Consider the following 23,412-nt stretch of genomic DNA (forward strand, 5'->3'; position numbering starts at 1 on the left):
GAACCTGTTCACCTGTCCCGTTAAATCTCATATTCTGTTAAAATATGAAATTTTTCAACAGCATTTTTCGTTAAAAATAGGACTTTTTCACCGTTGGTCGAAGTGTTAATTAGGTCTTTTGATCCTTATATGAAAAATTTGGATTTGATACCTTTATAGTGTATTAGAAAAATTCTGAATAATATAACTAGGAGGTAGGGGATGAGGTTTAAAAGATCAGCAGTGGCCTTATTAATGTTCATGCTAATGTTCTCCAGTTCGGTGTCAGGGGCCGTTTTACCCGAAAAGTCACCGAGCACCAAGGGAGAAGAAAACCGCAAGACCATCCAGGAAATAAAGAAAAGTGAATTGGACAAGCAGTACAGCAAAACAGATATAGTCAGGGTCATAGTGGAGATGAAGACAGAGCCGTCTGTCCTTTATGCCCAAAAGCAGAAAAAGAAGTATAAAGAACTTCCGGAAGCAACGAAGCAGAAGCTGAAAACTGAAAAGCTGTCTGAACAGCAGAAGGTAAAGGATCGCGCTAAAAAGAATAAAGTTAAGATGATTGAGCGTGAAAGCTTTACTACAATAGTAAATGGTTTCAGTGCTGAGATGATGTATGGAGACATTGAGCTTGTAAAAGAAATGCCGGAAGTGGCCGAAGTACAAGTGGTGAACGAGTACGAAAAGCCACAGGAAAAGCCGGATATGCTTTACAGCAAAGAGCTCGTACAAGCTCAGGAAGCATGGCGTGATTACGGCTTTAAAGGTGAAGGAATGGTAGTCGGTGTCATCGATACCGGTATGGATCCTTCCCATCGCGACATGGTATTAGCAGAGGAAACGGAAAAGGAATTAACGAAGGCTGAAATCTCCAAATTTAAGAAAGACAATGGCCTTCTTGGGAAATATTATTCTGAAAAAGTGCCATATGGATACAACTATATGGATGAAAATGACACCATCGGCGATATCGGCCCGGATGCCTCTATGCATGGAATGCACGTTGCCGGTACTGTCGGAGCGAATGGCGATGAGGAGAATGGAGGCATTAAAGGGGTAGCTCCTGAAGCCCAGATCCTTGCGCTTAAAGTATTCGGAAATGATCCGAATATGCCTTCTACATACAGTGATATTTATGTAAAGGCGATTGATGATGCGATTATCCTTGGTGCAGACGTGCTGAACATGAGCCTTGGTTCTACAGCCGGGTTTGTCAGCCCTGAATCAGCTGAGCAAAAAGCAATTGCCAGAGCTGTGGAAAATGGTATTTTAATGTCTATTTCTGCAGGGAACTCTGCTCACTTTGGAAATGGTTTTGCAAATCCAAGCAGTGAAAACCCGGATATCGGTGTTTCCGGATCACCTGGTGTTTCCTATGATTCTCTTCAGGTAGCGTCCATTGAGAATACTTTCATGGATCTGGATGCAGTCAACTACCAATTCGGTGAAGAGTCTGGAAAAGCTGCATTCTTGTCAGCTGGAAATGTACACCCGAACGATGTTGAGACGAAAACATTTGAAGTGGCCTACGGCGGATTGGGCAAGCCTGAAGAGCTGTCCGGTGTTGCTGGAAAATATGCATTAATTCAGCGGGGGGAATTGGCATTTGTTGATAAAGCCATTAATGCCCAGGCAGCTGGAGCCCTTGGGGTCATAATTTACAATAATGCTGACGGATATGTCAACATGGCGAGTGATCCGTCCATTACAATCCCGCAGCTGTTCATGCTGAAGACAGACGGAGACAAGCTGGCAGCAGCGATACAGGGTGGCCAGACAGTCACGCTTTCTTTTAACGGGGAAAAGACAAAATCAGCAAACCCTGAAGCAGGCAAAATGAGCGCCTTCACTTCTTGGGGATTAACGCCTAACCTGGACTTTAAGCCTGAAATTACAGCTCCGGGCGGACAAATTTACTCAACTCTTGAGAATAACCAGTACGGAATGATGAGCGGTACATCCATGGCAGCTCCTCATGTTTCCGGGGGTGCGGCACTTGTTCTTGAGCGAGTGGATACAGAATTTGGCGTAACCGGCTTTGACCGTGTTAACGTTGCGAAGAACCTGATGATGAATACAGCGGCGCCGGTCATGGATAAAGGAACCGTAAACAGTGCATTTGAATGGAATATCCCTTATTCTCCACGCCGCCAGGGTTCCGGCATCATGCAGCTTCATTCGGCATTATCTTCTCCTGTTATCGTAACGGAGGCTTCAACGAATGAAGGGAAAGTGGCTTTAAAAGAGGTTGGCAATACGTTTGAATTCACGTTAAAAGCACAAAACTTCAGTGATGAAGATGTGGATTATGATGTGGCAGCAAATCTGCAGACTGATTTTGCAGCCTATGGAGAGATGGGCTGGGCAGCAGATGAGCTTGAAGCTCAGAAGATTTTAGATGCTTCTGTAAAAGTGGATGGCCAGGATGCAGCAGAGGTAACCGTTCCTGCGAATGGATCTGTAAGCTTTAAAGTAAGTGTGGATGTCAGCAATGCAAAAGTGGTAGATCCTTCGATAACAGGTAACTTTGAAACACCTGTAGATATTGAAGAGATATTCCCGAACGGATACTTTGTTGAAGGGTATGTCACTTTGACAGATTCTTCTGATGTGAACCCGCAATTAACGGTTCCTTATGTAGGCTTCAAGGGTGATTGGGATAAAGCTCCGATCCTTGACGGCATGAAATATGATGACAGTTCATTCTACGGAATGGCAGGAGCTGTTTCTGAAACGGCCGAGGGCTATTCTTATTTAGGATATGATCCGGTAAATGACACATTCAGCGGTGACGCGATTGCCATTTCTCCGAACGGAGACAAAGTTCAGGATCAATTGATCCCGGTTCTTTCATTCCTGAGAAATGCTAAACAGATAGAATTCGCGATTACAGATGAAGATGGAAAAACACTAAGAAAGCTTCGCACGGAAAACAGTCTTCGCAAGCATTATTACGATGGAGGACTTGGTCCGAACTATACGCTTAACCCGAATTGGGGCTGGGATGGAAAAATCAGCAATCAGCTTGCACAGGATGGACAGTACTATTTTGAGATCAAATCTGTTATCGACTATGCAGGGGCTGAATGGCAGTCCGTGAAAATCCCTGTGAAAGTGGACACGGCAGCCCCAAGTGTTCAGGCTGAACTTATCAAAGGAAACACAGCCTTAAAGCTGGAAGCTGCTGATAACCCTGAAGGTTCGGGCATTTCGTATATTGATATTTTCGTAGATGAAGAGTCTATTCTGGATGAAGCGCTAAGCGGCGATACAGAAGAATTTACACTTCCGGAAGAATTAGAAGCTGGCACAAATGTTAAGGTTGTAGCCTATGACTTTGCCGGAAACTCTTCAGAAGCAACTGTGGAAATAGGCGAAGTGAGCAATGACAAGACAGTTCCATACGTGTACCTCGTAGAGCCTGAAGCGCTTGAAGTGTACAACACAAATGAACTGAATGTCAGCGGCACGATCAAAGAAGAGTCTGGCATGAAGGAATTCACCATTGCCGGAACCCCTATTGAGACTACTTACAATGAAGCAAAAGGGGAATATGAATTTGAAACAACGATGACGTTTGAAGATGGCGTTCACAGCCTGGAAGTGAAAGCGGTGGATACTGCGAATAATGCGATTTCCTTCAAGCGCACAATCATCGTCGATGCGACTGGCCCAACTGTCGAAATCGATGGACTTCCTTCAAGCAAGTACATTAAGCACAACAAAAAAGACCCTGTCATCAATATCACCGTGACAGATAACTTTGACCAGCTTCGCTTCTACCAGGACGGCAGCGAGCTTTTCTACCAGGAATTCCAGGAACCGTATGCAATGAGGGGAATTGAAAAAGAATTCAATAACATTAAACTCTCATTGAAAGAAGGCTTAAATGTCTTTACTTTCGAAGCTGAGGACCTGGCAGGAAATAAAACGACCAAAACAGTCGAACTGTATAAGCTGAAAAAAGGCGAGCAGCCACCCCAGAATCATGAAACCCCTGATGGCCCGGCAAAGCCTGGGAAAGGGAATGGGAAGAAAGATAAATAAATAGGTTTGGAGAAACCCGGATTCCTTTCAGAGGAGCCGGGTTTTCTTTTTGGGGAGTGGTTTGCAAATAGGAAGGGGCAGCCTGCAAATAGATCGACTGTTTTTGCGAATAGGATGGGGAAACCTGCAATTAGAAACGTTGAACCTGCAAATAGAGTCCCCGATCCTCCAAATAGTAGTTTTGTAAATAAGATTTTGCAGCTTGCCGGGCATTTTTAGAACTGGCCATGAAACTTTCCCTTCAGTAAAATCGTAAACTATCATAAAAGGGGGAGTAGTTTTGAAAGAAAATAGCGGCAGGTTTGATTTTTACTCGGCCATCATCATTTCTGTAATAGCCATATTATTGATGATTAGAAACATGATAACGGGTATAGAATTCTTTTCCGTGACTAATGCTCTGGCTGTTTTTGCTCTCGTTGTATCCCTCAGGCATTTATATAATTTAACAATGGCATCTCAGAAAGGGGAATCTTCATGAATTTCTTAATTCTGGCTCAGGCTGGATTTAATGCTGGCGATATTTTATTTCAGCTGTTGGCTTTTGTCTTTTTACTGAGGATTCCGGCGATTCTCGTTATTTTATTTTTCATTTTCAAGAGAAGAAACGACAGACTGAAGCGTATGGAGGAAAAAATCGATCATCTCCTTTTGAAAATGGAAGAGAAGAATGGGTAGAAGGTAATTAAATGAAAAATGGCTTTCCGAATGTTGGTGTGCAGAAAGAAATCTGTACACTTTTTTAGTTGAAAGCAGCCCGATCATCAATCTTTTTATATCAGCTTTTTGTTAAGAAAAATGTAATAACTACATAATGATTTGGTTAGAACCTTTGGTTACACTTATTATTCCCGGACTATGATGTAAAGAATAAAGAGTGCCTGGCTGGGAGCGATAGTCAATTTTTAAAAAATTGGGGTGACAGAGTGTCCATAAAAAGACGTTTGCTTTTATCGAATATAGGGATGGTTCTGCTTCCTGTTGTCTTATTTTTAGTACTGGAAATGATTATTGGATATCTATTGTTTTATCCTGTGAAAGGCGAGGTGGATCAGGAGGATCTCATTTTTTTTCGGTCAATTCGGATTTATTTGTTAGTTGGGGTGCTGGTCTTAACAAACGGGCTATTAACATACCTTGTTTCAAAAAGCATTATTAAGCCGCTCCTCAGGCTGAAAGAAGCTGCTAACGATATCAGCAGAGGAAATTTGGATACAAAAATAGAGGTTTCCGGGAAAAAGGATGAGCTGAACGAATTGGCGATGGCATTTGATATCATGCGCGGGAGATTGAAGGAAGCCGCTGACATACAAATGCAATATGAAAAAAATCAGAAGGAATTGATTGCGAGCATCTCCCATGATTTAAAAACGCCGTTAACGAGCATTAAAGGCTATATCAGAGGAATATCAGATGGTGTGGCCAATACACCAGAGAAAATGGATCGATATATCCGCACGATTGAAAAGACATCGGATGAAATGGAATCCTTAATCTCTGAGCTCTTATTATATTCTAAGCTTGACTTGCCAAATGTGCCTTATGATATGAGGGAGATGGATTTAGTGTCCTATTTTGATCATTATTTGGAGGAGCTGCGTTTTAATCTTGCGGGACAAAATGTCAGTCTAAGCCTTGAGTGTCAGCCGAATCAATCCTATCGGGTGCATGCGGACAGGGGGAAATTGAATCGCGTCGTTGCCAATATTGTTCAAAACAGCTTGAAATACATGAATGAGGAAAAGAAAGAATTAATGTTCAGGCTGTCGTCAAAAGCGGAGGAAGTCATAGTTGAAATTCGGGATAATGGAGCAGGTGTTTCAAAGGACGAGCTGCCCTATTTATTTGACCGTTTTTACCGTACAGATGTATCCCGAAACTCTGCTACAGGAGGCACCGGGCTGGGGCTTTCGATCGTGAAAAAGATCATTGAAGGCCATGGGGGGACCATTTGGGCAAGAGGAGGCACCGGACATGGACTGAGTATATGGTTCACGTTAAAAAAGGGGGGTAACGATTGGAAAGAATCTTAATTATAGAAGACGAGCTTAATATTGCCGAGCTGGAACGGGATTACCTCGAATTGAATCATTATGAAGCCGACATTGCTGCAACAGGACAGGAAGGGCTGGAGCGATTAAAGCAGAGCTCCTACCGGCTGGTTCTATTGGATCTGATGCTTCCGGATATGGACGGGTATGAAATCTGCAGGCAAATCAGGGAGATTTCAGAGATCCCGATTATTATGGTAACGGCCAAGAATGAGGAAATTGATATGATTCGGGGATTGGGCCGCGGAGCGGACGATTATATCGCAAAACCCTTTAATCCCAATCAATTAATTGCCAGGGTGAAGGCCCACATAGCAAGGTTTGACCGGCTGGTTTCCCGCGGACAAAACAAAGAAGAAGACATGAGGATCAGGGGTTTGCATATTCAGCCGGTGACCCGGAAAGTTTTTGTGAACAGCCAGGAAAAAGTGCTTACGGCCAAAGAGTTTGACCTGCTGCTGTTTATGGCTTCATCACCGAACCAGGTTTTCAGCAAAGAGCATCTGCTGGAGCAGGTGTGGGGATTTGATTTCTATGGGGATGTGACAACCGTTACAGTTCATATCAGAAGACTGAGGGAGAAAATTGAAAAAGACCCGTCCGATCCTGATTATATTGAAACCGTTTGGGGTGTGGGTTATCGATTTAAGCGGTAAGAGCGTATAGATTTCTATGCGTTCTTTTTATATTCCCGGATTTAATATTTTTGTAAGAAATTGATAAGAGTGATGTTAGAACCCTCGCTTAGAATAGGTTTTGTAAAGGAAATCTGGTCGCCATGAAGCTTCTTGAAGCCGAAAATTCGAGAAGAAGGCCGAAAATGGTCGCCATGGAGGCTTCATGAAGCCGAAAAATCGATGAGAAGGCCGAAAACGGTCGCCATGAGTGCATCATGAAGCCCAAAAATCGAGAGTAGGGCTGAAAAGGGTCGCCATGAACGCTTCATGAAGCCGAAAATTCGAGGAGAAGACCAAAAACGGTCGCCATGAGTGCATCATAAAGCCCAAAAATTGAGAGTAGGGCTGAAAATGGTCGCCACGAACGCTTCATGAAGCCGAAAAATCGATGAGAAGGCCGAAAACGGTCGCCATGAGTGCATCATGAAGCCCAAAAATCGAGAGTAGGGCTGAAAAGGGTCGCCATGAAGGCTTCATGAAGCCGAAAATTCGATGAGAAGGCCGAAAACGGTCGCCATGAGTGCATCATAAAGCCCAAAAATCAAGAGTAGGGCTGAAAATGGTCGCCATGAGTGTTTCATAAAGTTCAACATTCAAGAAAAGAGCGGGGAGGGAACGAAATGAAGGAGAAATTGCCAAAAAGAACATTGGCTGAAAATAGTTATATAGGACTGGGTATGATTTATCTGGGCTGCCTGCTGATTCAATTTTTTCTGGCGGGCATGTCGATTTTTGAGGATCCATCCAAGTGGGCCGCCCATAAACTTTTTGTGCATATGTTTGGCTATGCCATTCCAGTGCTGATGATCATAACTGCGCTGGCAGGAGGGTTTTTCACGCTGATCTATAAGGAGATCATGGTCATTTTCCTGCTGCTGTTTGCCATGTATTTCACGGCAAACATGGGCTGGAGAGTCGGCTGGCTGGGTGCTTTTCACCCGATTGCGGGGGTTCTGCTGCTGGGGGCAGGCGCGGCAGCGGTTTGGAAGGTCTTGAAGGGGCATCGGGAGGCAGGCCACTCAAAAGAAAAGAACAAAGGGATGCTGATTTGGGCATTGGCAGGTGCAGCCGGCGGATTAACGGCGGGCGTCATTTTGTCCAATTTAATCGGGATTTTTGGCTTGATTTTATTCGATAAACCAATGGGCATTAAATTTCTGCCGTTCTATCTGGCTGCATGCTCCGCAGTGCTTCTGCCGGTTTGGCAGTTAAAAAAGAGACGCAAAATGGAGGAGGAAAAGGAATGAAACAAAAACTGACATTTTTCTTTATGGCTGCGTATTTATGGATCACGTTCATTATGCTGGGTGCCTTTATATTGGAGGTGTTCATGGTTTATCCGAATATCTTTCATAACATCCCGAAATCGTTTGAAGTATCGATGGATTTTATGGAGGCCGCAAGTCCCCATACCTTTTTCCCGCCGCTCGGTTTTGCAAGCTGGGTCACTGGAGCCGGGGCGCTACTCCTGGTTTGGAAAATGAAAGCTGCCCGTAACTGGGTTCTGGGAAGTATCCTTGTCATGATTCTGCTAGGTGTCATATCCATGGTGTTTGAATGGCCGAGAAACGAAATTATGTTTATTGAGGGGCAGACTGTCCATTCAGTTCAATTTCTGAAACAGACAGCGCGTGAATTTCTGATGATCAATTGGATAAGGGTTGCATGCAACACGTTCGGGGCAATCATGGTGTTTGTCGGGTTTTTGAAATTTTATCAGTGCAGATTGCGTTATAGTGAGTAGGCAAATGAAAAGGGACAGGCGGGGCCTGTCCCTTTTCATTTAGATGGAGACACTAAAGAGTGTCCCCCCATAGATTATTTCCCTGCCCCTGGACCAACCCGTCGTGCAGCAGTATCTTTTTTGGCGGGATCTGTTTCAGATGTACTTGTAAATGTAAGGTTTGTCGGAACAGGCTTGGTTTTTGGAATTTTCACGTAAACGGGAACTTCCACGGTTTCGCCGGCTTGCACTTCAATGACATTATGCTCGAGCATGAGCTCCCATCCAGCTTCTGTCTTTGCATTGAGGCGGATAAGATCCGCTGCATTGCCCGTATTGGTTACCTTGAAATAATAGGCTGCAACCCTGCCAGGAGCGGCAAATTGGACTTTGCTGTTCTCTGCAGCAACTCCCCTCATAGACGAGCCGGAGTCATCCATATGTCGTACAGCGACTCGATAGGAGAGTGCCCCTTGATTATCGAGCTTTTTATCTAAAATGTAAAAGTGAAGCCGGTTATGCTCGTCCTTATATTCGCTGACAACACCATCTGCAGTACCTGCCTTAAAGAGGGAATCGGAAAGCTGCCTGTAATCCCCTTTGGAATACATGGCTTCTGTTCCGTCAGGACGTTTAAAGTCAACCTGGTTAATATCTTCCGCATGCGAGTCAATGACCCAAATGTTCGGTGCTGATTCAGAATTTTTTGTCTTTGCAAGAAGAACGCCGGAATCTGGAGTGAAAGAGTCGAATCCTACTCGGTCAACAACTTCAACAGTATAGTTGTTATACCATTTTTCCCCGCGCTGCATATCAGCACGCCAGTCGTCCTCAAGCGAGTTTTTCGGAGTCAGATCCTCCATGCTGATGTTAATGCCGTGAAGGGCACTACGGCCAAATTCTTCACCAGCGGGTACGGCACGTGCAAGGATATCCGCAAACACAGGTCCGGATTCAGCCAATTCTTCCCGGCTGATGTTCAGGTATTGGTCTTCCGATAAGAAGCCTTGCTTGATCTTGTTCCGGAGCATATGATGGGACGGCGCTGACCCGCCTAGAGTAGGGAGTACCATCCAGCGCGTATGCGGCCCTGCAGGCCCATTAAAGCTTCCGCGGCTCATTAATTCCCAAGGTCCGGAATAGGAGCGGGATACAGGCTTTCCATATGGATTGTTGTAGTTATCCCCTAAATTCATAATATGGCCAAATTCATGAGCGAAGGTGCCCATTCCATCATTTTCGCCTTGGATCGAAACCCCTCGGCTGGCACTTGACCAGATGCTTTTCGCAGCAAGCCATGAAGTCCAGGGAACATAGCGTGTATTGGCGGAATTAGGGAACCCTTCAAAAGGCGGGCCGAATTCCTTTGCTACATCCTCTGCGGTTTGGAACATCATTTCCCCAAACTCCTGCCAGACACCTGACTCATCATATCCGGCATGCAGGATGAAGGTAAAATCATAATTCTTTCCTGAAGCTGCAATATCAGCTTTCGCCTTCTCCATAGCTTCAGTTCTTAAATTTTTTGCTTCGTACTCTCCTGGCATATTGCCTTGCTGTCCAAACTCGTTAAGTCCGTATTGGAATTCATTGTGATCCATCCGATAAGTTCCAAATGAATCCAGTTCTACAGCCCATTTGCCATACGAATTTTCTCTCCAATATTCATTTATGGTCCGGTAATTATTCAATGGCTGCGGTTTGTTCAGGAAATCCACCCAGAACTGGCCGATTTCATCCCGTGGGATATTGCCGGTGCCAATGGGGTTGCCTGCTACTTCAGAACCTTCAGGCTGACTTAAAATAAACTCCCTGTCAGGAAAATCGACAATAACAAGTGCTCCCCTTAATACTCTTTCAGGTTCAATATCAGCCGTGCGCCAGTCAATTCCCGGAACTGGCCGGTAATCTTCCCAGGTCATATTTTCAGGAAGTTCCCATGACTGCGCATCTGCAGGATCCGGGAAGTCTTCGAGACCTGGCTTTTCTGCATATGCTGCAGAAGAGACTGTCAGTAAAAGAAATGTAACTAGCATGATAAAAGACCTTTTCAATTGCCTCAACTTAATTCGCCTCCCTTAATTCTAGCATTCTGGTAAATTATACAATTTTATTTCGTTTTTAAAAATATAAAATATTTAAAATATTCAAAATGATAGAGAAGTCCTAAAATTGGTGCTTGTCACCTCCCGAAATTTGTCGAAAAGGTCCTGCTGGAAGCAGGGGTATTCTTTAGTTAATAGAGTTGCTAACCTAAAAAAATAGCGGGGAAGAATTTGAGAAATTTTACATAGAAAGAAGGTCTGGTGAGAATTTGGTTGAAAAAATATATATATCATTGATAAAAGCTGGAGGCACAAATGAAAATAACTATCTTTTGCACGATGCCAGATGCTGGCATATTAAATGGAATCTTAGAACTTCATAAAAACATATTCGGTGATTCTGATGATTTGGTGAGCAAAATGAAAAGCAAACCCCAATTACTGGTGCTGACGGCTATGGATGGAGAAAAGGTGATCGGGTATAAAATGGGGTATGCCATTGATGAGGATACGTTTTATAGCTGGCTTGGCGGGGTGGCCCCTAATTACAGGAAAAGTGGGATTGCTTCCATGCTGATGGAAAAGCAGCACGGATACCTAAAAGAAAAGGGCTATAAAGTGGTCAGGACGAAGACGATGAACAAATGGCGAAGCATGCTGATTTTAAATATTAAGCATGGATTTGATGTGATTGAAACTTATACGGATGTAAAAGGATTGCATAAGATAGTGCTGGAGAAACGATTACATACTTGAGGCTGCCGAAAATGGGCAGCCTTTATTTGTTTGTTCACGAAATCTTCATAATTAATTAAAAATATTTATAAACCCTGCCTTTTTTAATGGTTAATTTCGATTTTATAAGTGTGATCTAATCGTAATTCCAAAAAGAATTTGCGGACGGTGCAAAAACAAAAAACGGGTGGAGGGGTTAAGATGAGCAAACTTTTGGTGAAGGAGAATCCAATTATGATTCTGCCTTCTCTGGCAGAAAAGATTGGTTTCAATGAAGCTGTGATGCTTCAGCAGATCCATTATTGGCTGTTGAACAGCAAGCATGTAATAGAAGAACGAACCTGGATTTTTAATACATATAAAGATTGGAAAAAGCAAATGACATTTTGGTCTGAGACAACCATTAAGCGGACGATTCGCTCGCTTGAAGATCAAGGCTTTTTGATATCGGGGAATTTTAATTTTTCAAAGATGGATAAGACAAAATGGTACACGATTGATTATGAGAAGCTTGCTGCTGAGGTGGAGGGCTGCCAAGAGTACTTTCTGGCATCTGGAACCAGTCAGATGGAACTGTCGAGCCAGCCAGAACGCCCTATGGAGGATGCCGGGTCGGAACAACCAATACCAGAGACTACTGCAGAGACTGCAACAGAGAAAAAAGATATTGCTTATGCTGCGGTTATCGAATACCTGAACAGCCAAACCCATTCAGCATACCGGACAGGCTCGAAGAAAACGAAGAAGCTGATCCGGGCACGGTGGCTGGAGGGATTCAGGCTCGAGGATTTTAAAAAAGTGATCGACCTGAAGTCGGAGGAATGGCTGCATGATCCGTATTGGAGGAAGTTCCTGAGACCGGAGACGCTGTTTGGCACCCGCTTTGAATCGTACCTGAATCAAAAGCCGCTTGGTAAGCGGATGCGGGAGGAGGATTTTAACCTTGATGACTAAACGGGAGACGTATACGCTGCTTGCGCTGATTGCCGTTTATTACGAGCAGTTTGAGGTGAATCAGCAAAAAATTGATTACTGGCATGAGGTGCTGCGGCATCATGAGGTTGAAGACCTGCGGCAGAATTTGCTTCAGCATGTGGAGGTGTCACCTTATCCTCCGAAGATTTCGGATCTGATGCGAAAGTCTGCGGCTGTTTCGAGAGCGATTCCAGATTGTAGGGATTCGGCCTTTATTGTTCCGATTTCCTGGAAGCCGGCAAGCGAGGAAGTGGTTCAGGCTGAACTGGCGAAAATGCGGCAGATTCTCGGCATAGTCAGGGGGGAAGTCTGATGCAGGGGTACGGGCTTTACAGCCAGGAAGCAGAAGAGGCGACAGTGGGAGCGCTGTTTTTGGAGGATGGGCTTATTAAAGATTGCACGCTGCGGCCGGAACACTTTTATTTGGCCAGACTAAAACGGCTGATGTCGCTTATTCTGCAGCTTGATGCGAAGGGGAAGCCTGTTGACGTGATTTCGGTTGTGGAGGAAGCGGGCCAGCACAATCTTGAGAGCATTGGTGGAATCAGCTATATCACCCAGCTTGCCGGAAGTGTGCCGACTGTGGCGAACTTTACATTTTATCAGGACACGGTTCTTGAATATTACCAGAAGCGCAAGGCGGTAGAAATTGCGGGGCGGATTCAGGAACATGCACAGAATGGTGACATTGCCTCCACTTTGAGGGATGGCATCCATGATCTCATGCAGGTTGAGGATCATCTTGGGGATGATGACTTGGGCGAGATCATGCCTGCTTTGGTTGAGCTTTACGGGGAGGCGGAAATGGATCTTGGCGAAATGACTGGGATTCCGTCTGGTTTTAGGAACCTGGACAGGCTGACCGGCGGGTTTCAGGAGTCTGATTTGGTCATTGTCGGAGCGAGGCCAAGTGTCGGGAAAACAGCCTTTGCTCTGAATATGGCCTTGAACGCGGCTGATCAGGAAGCGGCCCTTATATTTTCACTGGAAATGTCCAAAAAGCAGCTCCTGAAAAGGATGATCAGCTGCAAAGGGGAGATCAGTTCGATTAAAATGAGGAACCCGAAGCGGTATTTTAATGATGGAGACTGGGCTCATTTATCCGGTGTGATGGGAGCGTTCGGCGAGGTGAATCTGCATATTTTCGATCAGGTGGGAATGGATATTCAGTACATCTGGTCCAAGGTCCGGAAAGCTCGCAGGAAGTACGGCGAGGGTAAACGGATACTGGTGGTGATTGATTATCTGCAGCTGATTGCGGGTGATCCCAGGCATCAGAACCGCCAGGCGGAAATAAGCGAGATCAGCCGGAAGCTGAAGACAATGGCAAGGGATTTGAATGTAGCAGTCATTGCCTTGTCTCAGCTTAGCAGGGGTGTGGAAAGCAGGCAGGACAAGCGGCCGATGCTTTCAGATTTGCGGGAAAGCGGGCAGATTGAGCAGGATGCGGATGTGATTGCGTTTTTGTACCGAGATGATTATTACCATAAGGAATCCGACCGCAAGGATACAATTGAGATCATTCTCGCCAAACAGCGGAATGGACCGATTGGGACAGTAAGATTGGCTTTTATGAAGGAAATAGGGAAATTTGGGGATTTGCCGCCGGGGGAGTTTGGGTGAGCTGCTGCTTTTTAGGGAAGAGAGTTGTGAGCGGGACGAATAAGGGAATCGTCCTTTGGGTGGGGAAGTTGTTGATGAGGGGCACGAATGAGGTGGAATCATACCCCTTGTGCGGAAAAATGGAGAGCACGAATTGGGTGAAATCGTTCCCTTCGCAATGAAAAATTGATAATGAACGGAACTAATCGAGCTGAAAAGTATCCTCAAATAAAGCAAACCGGCATCAAGCACAATTAATTGTCACACTTATTAAACGCGTAACCGGAAAAGGGACAGGTTCACTGTCCCATCAGGTTGTTTTTAAATACCCTTCATTTTGAATGTCTATCTGAAATTGGATATCAGATTTCAAATTTGGATAGTAAATGGATCTCCAGTTTTTTAGCTCGTTTCGATCGATTTTAGTGCGATACAATTGTCCCAAGCCCAGAATATCTGCTTCGCTTTCCTGGAGTTTGGCTAACATGCTGCTGAATCGGCCTGACAGGAGATGGCTTAATTCTTTCTTGATCATGGCACTGGATGTTTTGCCCCGTGTTTCGAGGACGACAACCTTCAGGTTTATTCGGCTCTGCAAAAACGGCTGTTTATCAGTCAATTCAATATGCTGGTCCATGGAGTTGCCGATGATCATGACACTTGCGTGATCCAGGACTTCGATTTGTCCATGGGTGCTTTCATTATTAAATGCATTGAATAGCAGGGTTTCGTCATTGCTGATCTGCTCTACCATCTTTCCGTTTTTGATAACAGCAGAGCCAACTTGCTTGTAAGTTGTCGTTTCTCCCGTCATTAACAGGGGGATGGCTACATCGCGTGTATAGGAATGAATGCTTCGGTAGACTTCCCATATCCTTGTAAGGGCAATTTCCGGATTCCAGCCTGCATTTTTTTCGAAGTAATCGAACATGTTGGTTCCGTGAAGCTCCTTTGATTCTGTAAGTATTGAAAAAAACTCATCCATGTTCTGGTCACAAATGGCGATTAGCACTTTGGGTGAAACTTCCCGGGATCTCATGAAACCGGCAATAATGTCCTTCATGCCTTCCTCAGCCGTTTTACGCTCAATCATGATTACTTTTACATGAAGCAGGTCTACGCTAGTCTCCATGTTTCGGCTGATCACATCGACGGCGTGGGAGATAGTTTCTCCAGTTCCGGTAACGACTTTCACTTCCAAATTATCTTCGATGGGCTCAACGATTTTCAAGAATACCTTGTATTTGCCATCTTCATCTGTAGAAATGCCAAGGACAACGGGGAGTGTCCGGTGATTGATATCCCTAATGTCCCAGCAGCCGGTTAAAGTCATCATTGCCAGAAGCAGACAGACCGTAATAGGGGCTTTAGATTTTAGATTAATTGGTTTCATTTTTACCCTTCCTCTTTATGCGGCGTCCAAAGAAAAAGATTGAAAATGGGACTGCAATCAAAATGTAAAACCTCAGAAACGTATTCCACCAAAATAATTTCTCGACATCCTTCCAGTCCTGGATGAAGAAACATGAAAGATAGACTGCGGCAGATAGGGCTAGCAACAATTTTACCGGTTTAATGGAAGGAAGGTAATGAGTTAAGATACGGATTGTCTTCCAGGACACAAGGGCAAGGTAAAGCATGATAAAGGAGATGAGGCTCAATAGAAAAAACATCGTGACCCTGTCGAACATCAGCCAATTAATATTGATGGCGTCCACGGCCACAACATATGGAAGGAAGGTTGTGGCTGAGGTGGCCTGCCCAAAAGTCAGCACGGGAATATAGACTGAAAAAAGGAAAAAGGGAATAAGGAAGGCAGCGGCCCATAATATATATTTTCTGTTATAGGAGAAATAAGGCTGAACAAAACCCAGAAACAAAAAGCCTCCGGAGAAAGCAAAAAAGCTTTCCAAATATGTTCGTTTTATAATAAATCCGAAATCTGCATCTAAAGGAACCACGTACCTCCAATCCACGTTTTGAAAAGAAGTGAAGAAAATAAAGATAATGATGGGAAGAAATAAAAGGGATAGAAGAAGACCGGTGCGAAAAATGGTTTCGGCTCCTTTGGCTGCTATATAGGTCGAAATGGATATCAATAATAGCATGATGGCCCATAATGGTGTGTTTGATAAAAAGACAATCGTAATAATTTCTGAATAAGCCCGGAGTGTTATCAATAAAATCATGCAGAAATATAAGAAAACAGGGGCAATAAAAAGGATAGCTGTCCCTTTTCCGATTCCTGCATAGATGCGAATGATGTCTTTTTTCGGAAAATAGCTTAGCCCCTTCATATAAATAGTAATAAAAATGAAATGAATGACCACACCGACCAGAACAGGAAGCCAATGGCCCTGCTCTGTGCTTGAAATAACATTGCCGGGATACATAAAGAAAATAAGGCCCAAATGACTGATGACGTACATCAGCATGACATGCAAACTTTTATCCGCCATTGCTCTCATTCCCTTTTAAATTTAAGTAGAGATAGGACTTGCCATAAGTATTGAGGCTTGCCAGGTAAGCGCCTACGAAAACCAAACCGGCAACCAGTCCTAAAATGCCAAAAATTGCTGCCAGGACCACAATGGCATATTTGAACAGCCGAATGGAAACAGAATTTTGAAAGCCGACGATGGTTGAGTTGGCAATGGTAGTGGCGGCTAGAATGATGATCAGCAGGTTGCTGACTAATTTCGCTTCCACGGCAGCCTGTCCCAGGATAATTCCCCCGACCATGGTAATGGTGGGGCCAATGGATTTAGGCAGCCTTACACTGGCTTCCAGGATTAATTCCAGAATAAGCAGCATGAAGAAAATTTCCACCAATGCCGGGTAGGGAACTCCTTCACGGCTTTGGGCAACTGATAAAGCAAGCTGGAGCTGCAAGACTTCAGGGTTTACGGAAACCAGAGCCACATACAGCCCTGGTGTTATCAGCGTGATTAAAATGCCGATGATTCTAATTAACCGAATGGCTAACATGAGGGGCAGGGGAAAATTCCGGTCATTTTCAATAGCAAACATATCCCAGAACAGACTTGGAAGAATGAGCGCAAAAGGCAAGCGATCCACGAATAGAACCACTTTTCCCTTTCTCAGATTCTGAACCGCATGATGGGGCAGCTCGGTCGTATTAAACTTTGATATAGCATTCCATGATGGAAACCCCAGCATTTTAGCCAGCCCCTGAAGATCACATGCTTCCATTTGGATATTTTTTTTAATATTATCACGTATGCTATTAACTAGATCCATATCCGCTTGGCCGTCTATATAAAGCAAGGAAAGTTTGTTTTTGCGGCTGTGTCCAGCCGAAAAAGAATCGATTCTAATTTCCTCCGAGTTCACCAGTTTTCGGACGATGCCGATATTGGCATCAATACCTTCTGTAAACGAATCCAATGCTCCTTTAATAACATTTTCATTTGTTGGCGTATCAATCGAACGATCGAGCATAGCAGGTACAGGCTCCATAATGATAAAACGGGAGGTGTTTTCAAAATGGATAATCAGTTTGCCTTCATATATGGATGAAATGGCTTTCCGGACATCGCCTTCAATCACTTCCCCTATGGCCCGCCATAAATCCTCAGAAGGCTGATTCTGCGAAAGGATGCTCTCCGCATGCTTGTGAAGCACCGTTCTCGTTTTGATAAAATCAATGAGTGTATTAAATCCCATCAGCATCACGGCAGCATCCGCAAGATAGTCCCTTTGAAGATGAAAATCGCCATTGTTTCCAAGCTCTGCTTTTATTTCAATAACAAATCGATCCATTGCGGGTTACCCCTTTATAAAGACATAAATATTATTAAGTTTCGCTTGCTGGAAAATTTTATTCCTATAAACTTTATCTGGTGTTTTAAACCTCGGCTAAAGAGGTATCTTTCGTCTTTGAACAAGAGTTCAGCCAGGAATTATCAAAACTCGAGAGGAATAGTTAATGTGGGGGGGAAGTTAAATGAAAATTATCGCAGTTCACGAACATCCGCATTTGGTTGAGGGCGCAGTCCAATTTTTCTGGGAACAGTGGGGGAATGAGCAAAACTTCCGCTTTTATGAGGATTGCATGATCCATTCAGGGAAATCGGGGGACGGCATCCCGAGGTTTTATGTTGGGATCGAGAATGAAGAAATCATAGGCACGTATGCGTTAATCCGCAATGACCTCAATAGCCGGCAGGATTTGCATCCGTGGCTGGCATGTCTGTACGTTGATCCCAGCAGCAGGGGAAAGAAGCTTGGCGCCCGGCTGCTTGATCATGCTATTGAAGAAGCGGCGAAGCTTGGATTTAAGAAGCTCCATCTCCAGACGGATTTGCAAGGGTATTATGAAAAATACGGCTGGACACATAGCGGAGAGGTGTACGGGGCGAGCGGGGATTCCATTAAGTTATATGAAAAGGATACTGGCGCATCTTCGAGCAGGAACGACAAAAACTAAACGCCCAGGAGTTTCCTGAGCGTCTTGTTGAATGATTATTACCGTTTTCCAAAGAACGTACCGGTCACTTCCTGCTCCTGCAAGGAGAGAAGCTGGGAGACGGTAATGAATTCGTAGCCTTCTTTTTCAAGATAGGTCAGCAGGTCTGGAAGTGCTTCAGCAGTTGGCTTATGGATATCGTGCATCAAAACGATTGCGCCTGGCACTGCATTGGCCTTCACGATTTTTTGAATAGCCGCGGCATTAAGTGTTTTCCAGTCCAGTGAATCGACCGACCATAGAATAAGCGGTGTATGGGCCATTCCGGCAATTTTTTTCACATCTTCATTCATGGCCCCATAAGGCGGGCGGACGGTTGCTGGAAGCTGGCCGCTTGCTTCTTTGATTTTGGTGCTGGCTTCTTCCATTTCTTTGCGGATTTCGATTTCACCGAGGGATGAAAGGTCCGCATGGCTGTCACTGTGATTTCCGATTTCATGACCTTCTTCAGCCACTTGGCTTGCGAGGGCAGGATAGAATTGTGCCTGGCTGCCAAGCATATAAAAGGTAGCCTTTGCGTTATGTTTTTTTAGAATATCCAGAATAAGCGGTGTGACTTTCGGGTGTGGCCCATCATCAAAGGTAAGGGCAATATACTTGCCGTTTGGATCCAGCGGAGCCGCTTCTGGTTCCTTGACTTCCGGTTCAGGAAGCTGAATGTCAGGAAGCTTCAAGTGCTGGGCGATTTCATCCTTTAAGAGGGGACGGATCTGTTCGATTGGAATTTTCACTTTGACCGCTCCGGCTGCACCGGCCGCAATTTCATATTCGTTAAAATAAAGGGTGAAATTCTTGCCGCTCAGTGCCCATTTCCAGCTCGACGGATTTTCCAGCGCTTCGTCAAGCAGGTCCTCAAACAGATAGTCCTGGAGTTCTTCTTTCTCGCCGATTTGTTTTTTTATCAACGGCCTGAGAGTCGCCAGGGACTCCTCATCCATACGAATCACATCGGCAAGATGTACCATTTTCTGATTCGCAAGGTCGATAGTGAACGTTTTGACCGCAGCCTGCCCATTTGCGCCGCCTGTGTACTGGTAGGCTACAAATACTAGGGTGTACATGGTATCGGAGACTTTTTTCGGCTCCGCCTTGATATTAAGATGGGCACGGAATTCTTCACTGTCCAGCACCTGCCGGTTTGCCTTCACAAGTTCCAGGAATTCCATTTCCTGCGCCTGAATCCATTCTTTCATGGGTTTGTTCAAATTTTCAATTTCAGTGATCGGAGTACTGATCGCAAGGGTATAAGATTTCGTTTCCTTTGTCCGGGTTTCAAGGTTTAATCCGGGGAAAGCTGCCGGGGAAGTGGTTTCTGTTCTGGAAAAAGCCTGCAGGCTGGTGTCAGCTCCAGAGCTGATGAAATAATAGATGCCTGCAATGAAGATGCAAAATAATGCCCATGATGGCCATTTTAACCGCTTAAGCAATGATATCCTTTCCTTTCCTGTCTGTAAAATTATGACTCTCCAAATATATAATTATATCAGGTGAAAAAGGGAAAATCATCGGTCTTGTGAAAAATTCACCATTTACTTTTAAAAAAATATAGTATAAAATAACACTTTAATCCGACTAAAAAGATAAGAAAAGGAGTGAATGAGGTTGGCTCAAGTAGAAGTTAAAAGCAAATCATGGGTTTCAGCACCAACAACAGTTGTTTCAAACTTAAATCCAATTCAAAAGCCTTTTGTTGCAGCTGGCGTTCTTGCAGCTATCATTTTGTTCATTTCCATTATAAATGCAGCGAACATGACACAGGGAGTTCTATTTATTATTGGAATTGCACTCGGCATGACCTTGCTTCATGCCCGCTTCGGCTTCACATCTGCATTCAGGCGCTTCGCAAGCGTCGGAAACGGGCAGGGGCTGCAGGCGCATATGCTGATGCTGGCAGTTGCTTCAGCCCTATTTGCGGTTATTTTAAGCACTGGCTTTAGTTTTACAGGAATCGAGCCTAAAGGATATGTGTCTCCTGTAGGAGTTAGCGTCCTGTTTGGTTCATTTATTTTTGGGATCGGGATGCAGCTTGGGAATGGCTGTGCGTCCGGTACTTTGTATTCGGTAGGCGGAGGACAATCCTCGATGATTCTGACACTGATTTCTTTCATCGCTGGTTCCACGATCGGGGCGTACCACTTCTCATTCTGGATGGAAGAAACACCGGCATTGCCGCCAATCTCCCTGGCTACATCTACGGGACTCGGCTACGGCGGAGCATTGGTTCTGCAGCTTGCTCTATTTGCATTAATCTATTGGGTAACTCTGCAAATCGCGAAAAAGCGAAAAGCACCAATGATGAAAGCTTTGCCTACAACAGCCGGATGGAAAAAAATCCTGAGAGGATCCTGGCCATTGTTTGCAGCAGCGATTGTGTTGGCATTGCTGAATGCACTGACTCTGACTGTGCGCGGAACGCCTTGGGGCATCACATCCGCATTCGCATTATGGGGCGGTAAAACATTGATGGCAATGGGCATTGACGTAACATCATGGGGTTATTTTGCGACTGAACCGAACTTAGCCGCATTAAAAAATACCGTTCTTGCTGATTCTACAAGCGTTATGAACTTCGGCATCATCCTGGGTGCCTTTATTTCAGCGGCATTACAGGGAACGTTCAAGCCTGGGAAAATCAAGCCTGGTGTTGCCGGTGCTGCGATTGTCGGCGGACTGCTGATGGGATATGGTTCCCGCCTTGCATTCGGCTGCAACATCGGCGCTTACTTCGGCGGAATCGCATCTTTCAGCCTGCACGGCTGGGTATGGGCCATCATGGCCATGCTTGGAACGGGCGTGGCGCTGTTCATCCGTCCACTGTTTGGATTGAAGAACCCGAAATCTACTGATTCGGTTTGTTAATGGAAAGCCTGGCACTCTCAATGAGTGCCAGTTTTTTTTTTGCAAAGTAATTAGTTTCTGCTGCCATAAATGATTACTCTCCAGCTGCACCTGGAAATCCCCGACTAGTCTTTTACCGTTCCGTTGATAGGAATCCCGCTATTCCCCAGACTTTCCTACTATTAGTAACCGAGTAACATTTTTTGAAAAATATTGAATTTTAGGAAAAAGTAATCTATTAATATTTCCATACTCGAAATATAATGAGTGGCAAATAGTAGAGGAGGGATTATATGAAAAAGAAAAAACTTCTCAGACCTGCAGCTGTGTTAGCTGTCATTTCTATGACTCTATCATCACTTGCCTACACACCCGGAAATGCAGCAGCGAAAGAAAAACCGGTACAGACAGCACAAATTGAGGATGTAAAGTCTCAGCCAATCTATTCATATGAGGAGGCGATTCGTGAGACTGTGTATGTCGAATCCACACTTGATTCGGATGAAAACGGAAAAGCAGATAGGATTGCTGTGGATATCATCCGTCCGAAGGAAACAGAAGAAGGCCTGAAGGTTCCCGTAATCATGGATGCGAGTCCATATTATGAAAGCATGGGGCGTGGAAATGAAAGTGAAGTGAAAGACCGGGACAAGGATGGCATTAATGAGAAGTTTCCTCTATTTTATGATAATTATTTTGTTCCAAGAGGGTATGCAGTCGCTTTGCCAGAGATGGTTGGAACGAACAATTCGGATGGCTGCCCGACAACAGGCGGATATGAGGAAATTGAAAGCATCCGGGTCGTGATTGACTGGATGAATGGCAGGGCAAAAGCTTGGGATCAAGATAATAATGAAGTGAAAGCAGACTGGACAACCGGGAATGTCGGAATGATCGGAAAGTCCTATGATGGCACGCTGGCTAATGGGGTAGCGGCTACAGGCGTAGAAGGCTTAAAGACAATTGTTCCAATTGGAGCCATTAGCAGCTGGTACAATTATTACCGCTATGAGGGACTTACATATTACAACAACGGACCAGGAGGCTTGGCCAGCAGAGTTGCCAGCAGCTCCCGCAAAGATGTCTGTAAGCCCGTGTTCGATCGCTTGAATGCGGAAGCGGATGATCCATCAGGAGATTATAATGAGTTCTGGGATGAAAGAAATTACGTTAAGGACGTAAAAAATGTAAAAGCAAGTGTGTTTGCTGTCCATGGATTAAATGATTTCAATGTGAAAATGAATCACCTCGCGGATTGGTGGTTAGCCCTATCCAAAGAAGAGGTTCCGAGAAAACTTTGGCTCACCCAAACTGGCCATGTCGATCCATTTGACTTCCGCAGAGCAGAGTGGGTTGATACACTGCATCGCTGGTTCGACTACTGGCTGATGGATATCGAGAATGGCATTATGGACGAGCCTGCCGTTGATATTGAAAGAGGTGCGGATAATTGGGAAACCCAGTCCTCATGGCCGGATCAAAATGCGGCAAATGTTAAAATACGATTAGCGCCAGGCGAGAATGATCAGACAAATGGCATGCTGACCACAGGGCCTGTAAAGGGGAATTTTCAGCAATCCTTTACAGATAACCCAACACAAACCGAGCAGCAGATGGTAACCAATGAAACGGCTGTCAAAAGCGACCGCCTGGCATTTTTATCTCCACAGCTTGAAGAAGATGTCCGTTTGAGCGGCATACCTGAAATTTCACTTCGGGCAAAGGTCAATAAAGAAGACTCTAATTTGACAGTTCTCATTGTCGATTATGGAGAGGATACCCGCATTCATCATGAAGGCCCGGGAGAGGGAGTCCGAACTCTGAATACAGAAAGCTGTTGGGGAGAAAGTATTTCAACAGATGATGGATGTTACAAAGAAACAGAAAAAACCACTCACACAGCACCATATGAAGTCGTGACAAGAGGATGGTTTGATCCGCAGAACTGGAAAACGATTGAGAAGGATGACCCTTTAAAAGTAGGCAAGAGCTATAAGTTTGAATGGGATGTATTGCCTGAAGACTACGTATTTAAGGAAGGTCACCGAATCGGCATCATTATCGCTGGAAGCGATCGAAGACGTACGATTCCATCAACAACAGGGGCCACGTTTGAAGTAAAGCTTGGGCAAAGTTATATCAGCCTGCCTGTTGTGGGCGGAAAAAAGGCAGTTGGATTTTAATAGAATAGAAGAGGCGGGTCTGCAGCAAGAGCAGACTCGTTTTTTTTTTCTCAGCAAAATAA

19 protein-coding genes are annotated in these 23,412 nt (G+C 44.7%); 14 read left to right on the top strand and 5 right to left on the bottom strand.

The features are described from left to right. Positions 1-201: 201 nt before the first annotated feature. From AC0VZ9_RS04350 to AC0VZ9_RS04380, 7 genes are all read left to right on the top strand, one after another. Positions 202-4,032 carry a S8 family serine peptidase gene (locus tag AC0VZ9_RS04350; RefSeq protein ID WP_009335195.1) on the top strand — a complete coding sequence of 1,277 codons (3,831 nt, stop codon included), beginning with the start codon at positions 202-204 and terminating at the stop codon, positions 4,030-4,032. A 280-nt stretch (positions 4,033-4,312) separates the two neighbouring features. Beyond that, entirely contained in the window at positions 4,313-4,513 is a 201-nt protein-coding gene (locus tag AC0VZ9_RS04355) for a hypothetical protein (protein WP_019379431.1), read from the top strand. After that, a complete protein-coding gene (locus AC0VZ9_RS04360) occupies positions 4,510-4,710 on the top strand; it encodes a hypothetical protein (protein WP_009335194.1) in 201 nt (66 codons plus the stop codon). The genes AC0VZ9_RS04355 and AC0VZ9_RS04360 overlap by 4 nt, the downstream gene beginning before the upstream one ends. A 248-nt stretch (positions 4,711-4,958) precedes the next feature. After that, on the top strand, positions 4,959-6,065 hold the full coding sequence (locus AC0VZ9_RS04365) for a sensor histidine kinase (protein WP_192908208.1): 1,107 nt from the start codon (positions 4,959-4,961) through the stop codon (positions 6,063-6,065). Further along, positions 6,050-6,739 (top strand): response regulator transcription factor, encoded by a 690-nt coding sequence (locus AC0VZ9_RS04370; protein ID WP_009335192.1) that lies wholly within the window; start codon positions 6,050-6,052, stop codon positions 6,737-6,739. Before AC0VZ9_RS04365 ends, AC0VZ9_RS04370 begins: the two co-directional genes overlap by 16 nt. Positions 6,740-7,380: 641 nt before the next feature. After that, positions 7,381-8,007: a DUF5957 family protein gene (locus tag AC0VZ9_RS04375; RefSeq protein WP_251156644.1), complete on the top strand. Its 627-nt coding sequence runs from the start codon at positions 7,381-7,383 to the stop codon at positions 8,005-8,007. Continuing rightward, on the top strand, positions 8,004-8,504 hold the full coding sequence (locus AC0VZ9_RS04380; protein WP_192908210.1) for a hypothetical protein: 501 nt from the start codon (positions 8,004-8,006) through the stop codon (positions 8,502-8,504). Before AC0VZ9_RS04375 ends, AC0VZ9_RS04380 begins: the two co-directional genes overlap by 4 nt. Positions 8,505-8,578: 74 nt before the next feature. Here the strand turns inward: AC0VZ9_RS04380 and AC0VZ9_RS04385 are convergent, their stop codons facing one another. Continuing rightward, positions 8,579-10,546, bottom strand: coding sequence for a M6 family metalloprotease domain-containing protein (locus AC0VZ9_RS04385; RefSeq protein ID WP_475397049.1), 1,968 nt, complete (start codon positions 10,544-10,546; stop codon positions 8,579-8,581). Between the two features lie 297 nt (positions 10,547-10,843). Between AC0VZ9_RS04385 and AC0VZ9_RS04390 the strand changes: the two genes are divergently transcribed. From AC0VZ9_RS04390 to dnaB, 4 genes are all read left to right on the top strand, one after another. Continuing rightward, positions 10,844-11,284: a GNAT family N-acetyltransferase gene (locus AC0VZ9_RS04390; RefSeq protein WP_019379425.1), complete on the top strand. Its 441-nt coding sequence runs from the start codon at positions 10,844-10,846 to the stop codon at positions 11,282-11,284. Between the two features lie 180 nt (positions 11,285-11,464). Continuing rightward, on the top strand, positions 11,465-12,217 hold the full coding sequence (locus AC0VZ9_RS04395; protein ID WP_475397050.1) for a conserved phage C-terminal domain-containing protein: 753 nt from the start codon (positions 11,465-11,467) through the stop codon (positions 12,215-12,217). Continuing rightward, entirely contained in the window at positions 12,210-12,551 is a 342-nt protein-coding gene (locus AC0VZ9_RS04400) for a hypothetical protein (RefSeq protein ID WP_033196444.1), read from the top strand. Before AC0VZ9_RS04395 ends, AC0VZ9_RS04400 begins: the two co-directional genes overlap by 8 nt. Further along, positions 12,551-13,861: a replicative DNA helicase gene (gene dnaB / locus AC0VZ9_RS04405; RefSeq protein ID WP_475397051.1), complete on the top strand. Its 1,311-nt coding sequence runs from the start codon at positions 12,551-12,553 to the stop codon at positions 13,859-13,861. Before AC0VZ9_RS04400 ends, dnaB begins: the two co-directional genes overlap by 1 nt. A 289-nt stretch (positions 13,862-14,150) precedes the next feature. Here the strand turns inward: dnaB and AC0VZ9_RS04410 are convergent, their stop codons facing one another. The 3 genes from AC0VZ9_RS04410 to AC0VZ9_RS04420 are packed head-to-tail and all read right to left on the bottom strand — an operon-like array spanning position 14,151 to position 17,623. Further along, a complete protein-coding gene (locus AC0VZ9_RS04410; RefSeq protein WP_192908214.1) occupies positions 14,151-15,233 on the bottom strand; it encodes a Ger(x)C family spore germination protein in 1,083 nt (360 codons plus the stop codon). Continuing rightward, a complete protein-coding gene (locus tag AC0VZ9_RS04415) occupies positions 15,220-16,299 on the bottom strand; it encodes a GerAB/ArcD/ProY family transporter (protein ID WP_019379420.1) in 1,080 nt (359 codons plus the stop codon). The genes AC0VZ9_RS04410 and AC0VZ9_RS04415 overlap by 14 nt, the downstream gene beginning before the upstream one ends. Beyond that, the gene (locus tag AC0VZ9_RS04420) at positions 16,289-17,623 is read right to left on the bottom strand and encodes a spore germination protein (protein ID WP_019379419.1); all 1,335 of its coding nucleotides are present in this window, start codon (positions 17,621-17,623) and stop codon (positions 16,289-16,291) included. Before AC0VZ9_RS04420 ends, AC0VZ9_RS04415 begins: the two co-directional genes overlap by 11 nt. 184 nt (positions 17,624-17,807) lie before the next feature. On the opposite strand from AC0VZ9_RS04420, the gene AC0VZ9_RS04425 reads away from it, so the two are divergent. Next, on the top strand, positions 17,808-18,290 hold the full coding sequence (locus tag AC0VZ9_RS04425) for a GNAT family N-acetyltransferase (protein WP_009335178.1): 483 nt from the start codon (positions 17,808-17,810) through the stop codon (positions 18,288-18,290). 38 nt (positions 18,291-18,328) lie between these two features. Here AC0VZ9_RS04425 and AC0VZ9_RS04430 read toward each other — a convergent pair whose 3' ends face one another. Continuing rightward, the gene (locus AC0VZ9_RS04430; protein WP_475397052.1) at positions 18,329-19,756 is read right to left on the bottom strand and encodes a polysaccharide deacetylase family protein; all 1,428 of its coding nucleotides are present in this window, start codon (positions 19,754-19,756) and stop codon (positions 18,329-18,331) included. Between the two features lie 169 nt (positions 19,757-19,925). On the opposite strand from AC0VZ9_RS04430, the gene AC0VZ9_RS04435 reads away from it, so the two are divergent. Then, positions 19,926-21,188 carry a YeeE/YedE family protein gene (locus AC0VZ9_RS04435; protein ID WP_252245950.1) on the top strand — a complete coding sequence of 421 codons (1,263 nt, stop codon included), beginning with the start codon at positions 19,926-19,928 and terminating at the stop codon, positions 21,186-21,188. Positions 21,189-21,460: 272 nt separating this feature from the next. After that, the gene (locus tag AC0VZ9_RS04440; RefSeq protein ID WP_009335172.1) at positions 21,461-23,350 is read left to right on the top strand and encodes a Xaa-Pro dipeptidyl-peptidase; all 1,890 of its coding nucleotides are present in this window, start codon (positions 21,461-21,463) and stop codon (positions 23,348-23,350) included. Positions 23,351-23,412 lie beyond the last annotated feature (62 nt).

Source organism: Cytobacillus sp. QJM3NY_8 (genome assembly GCF_056173585.1).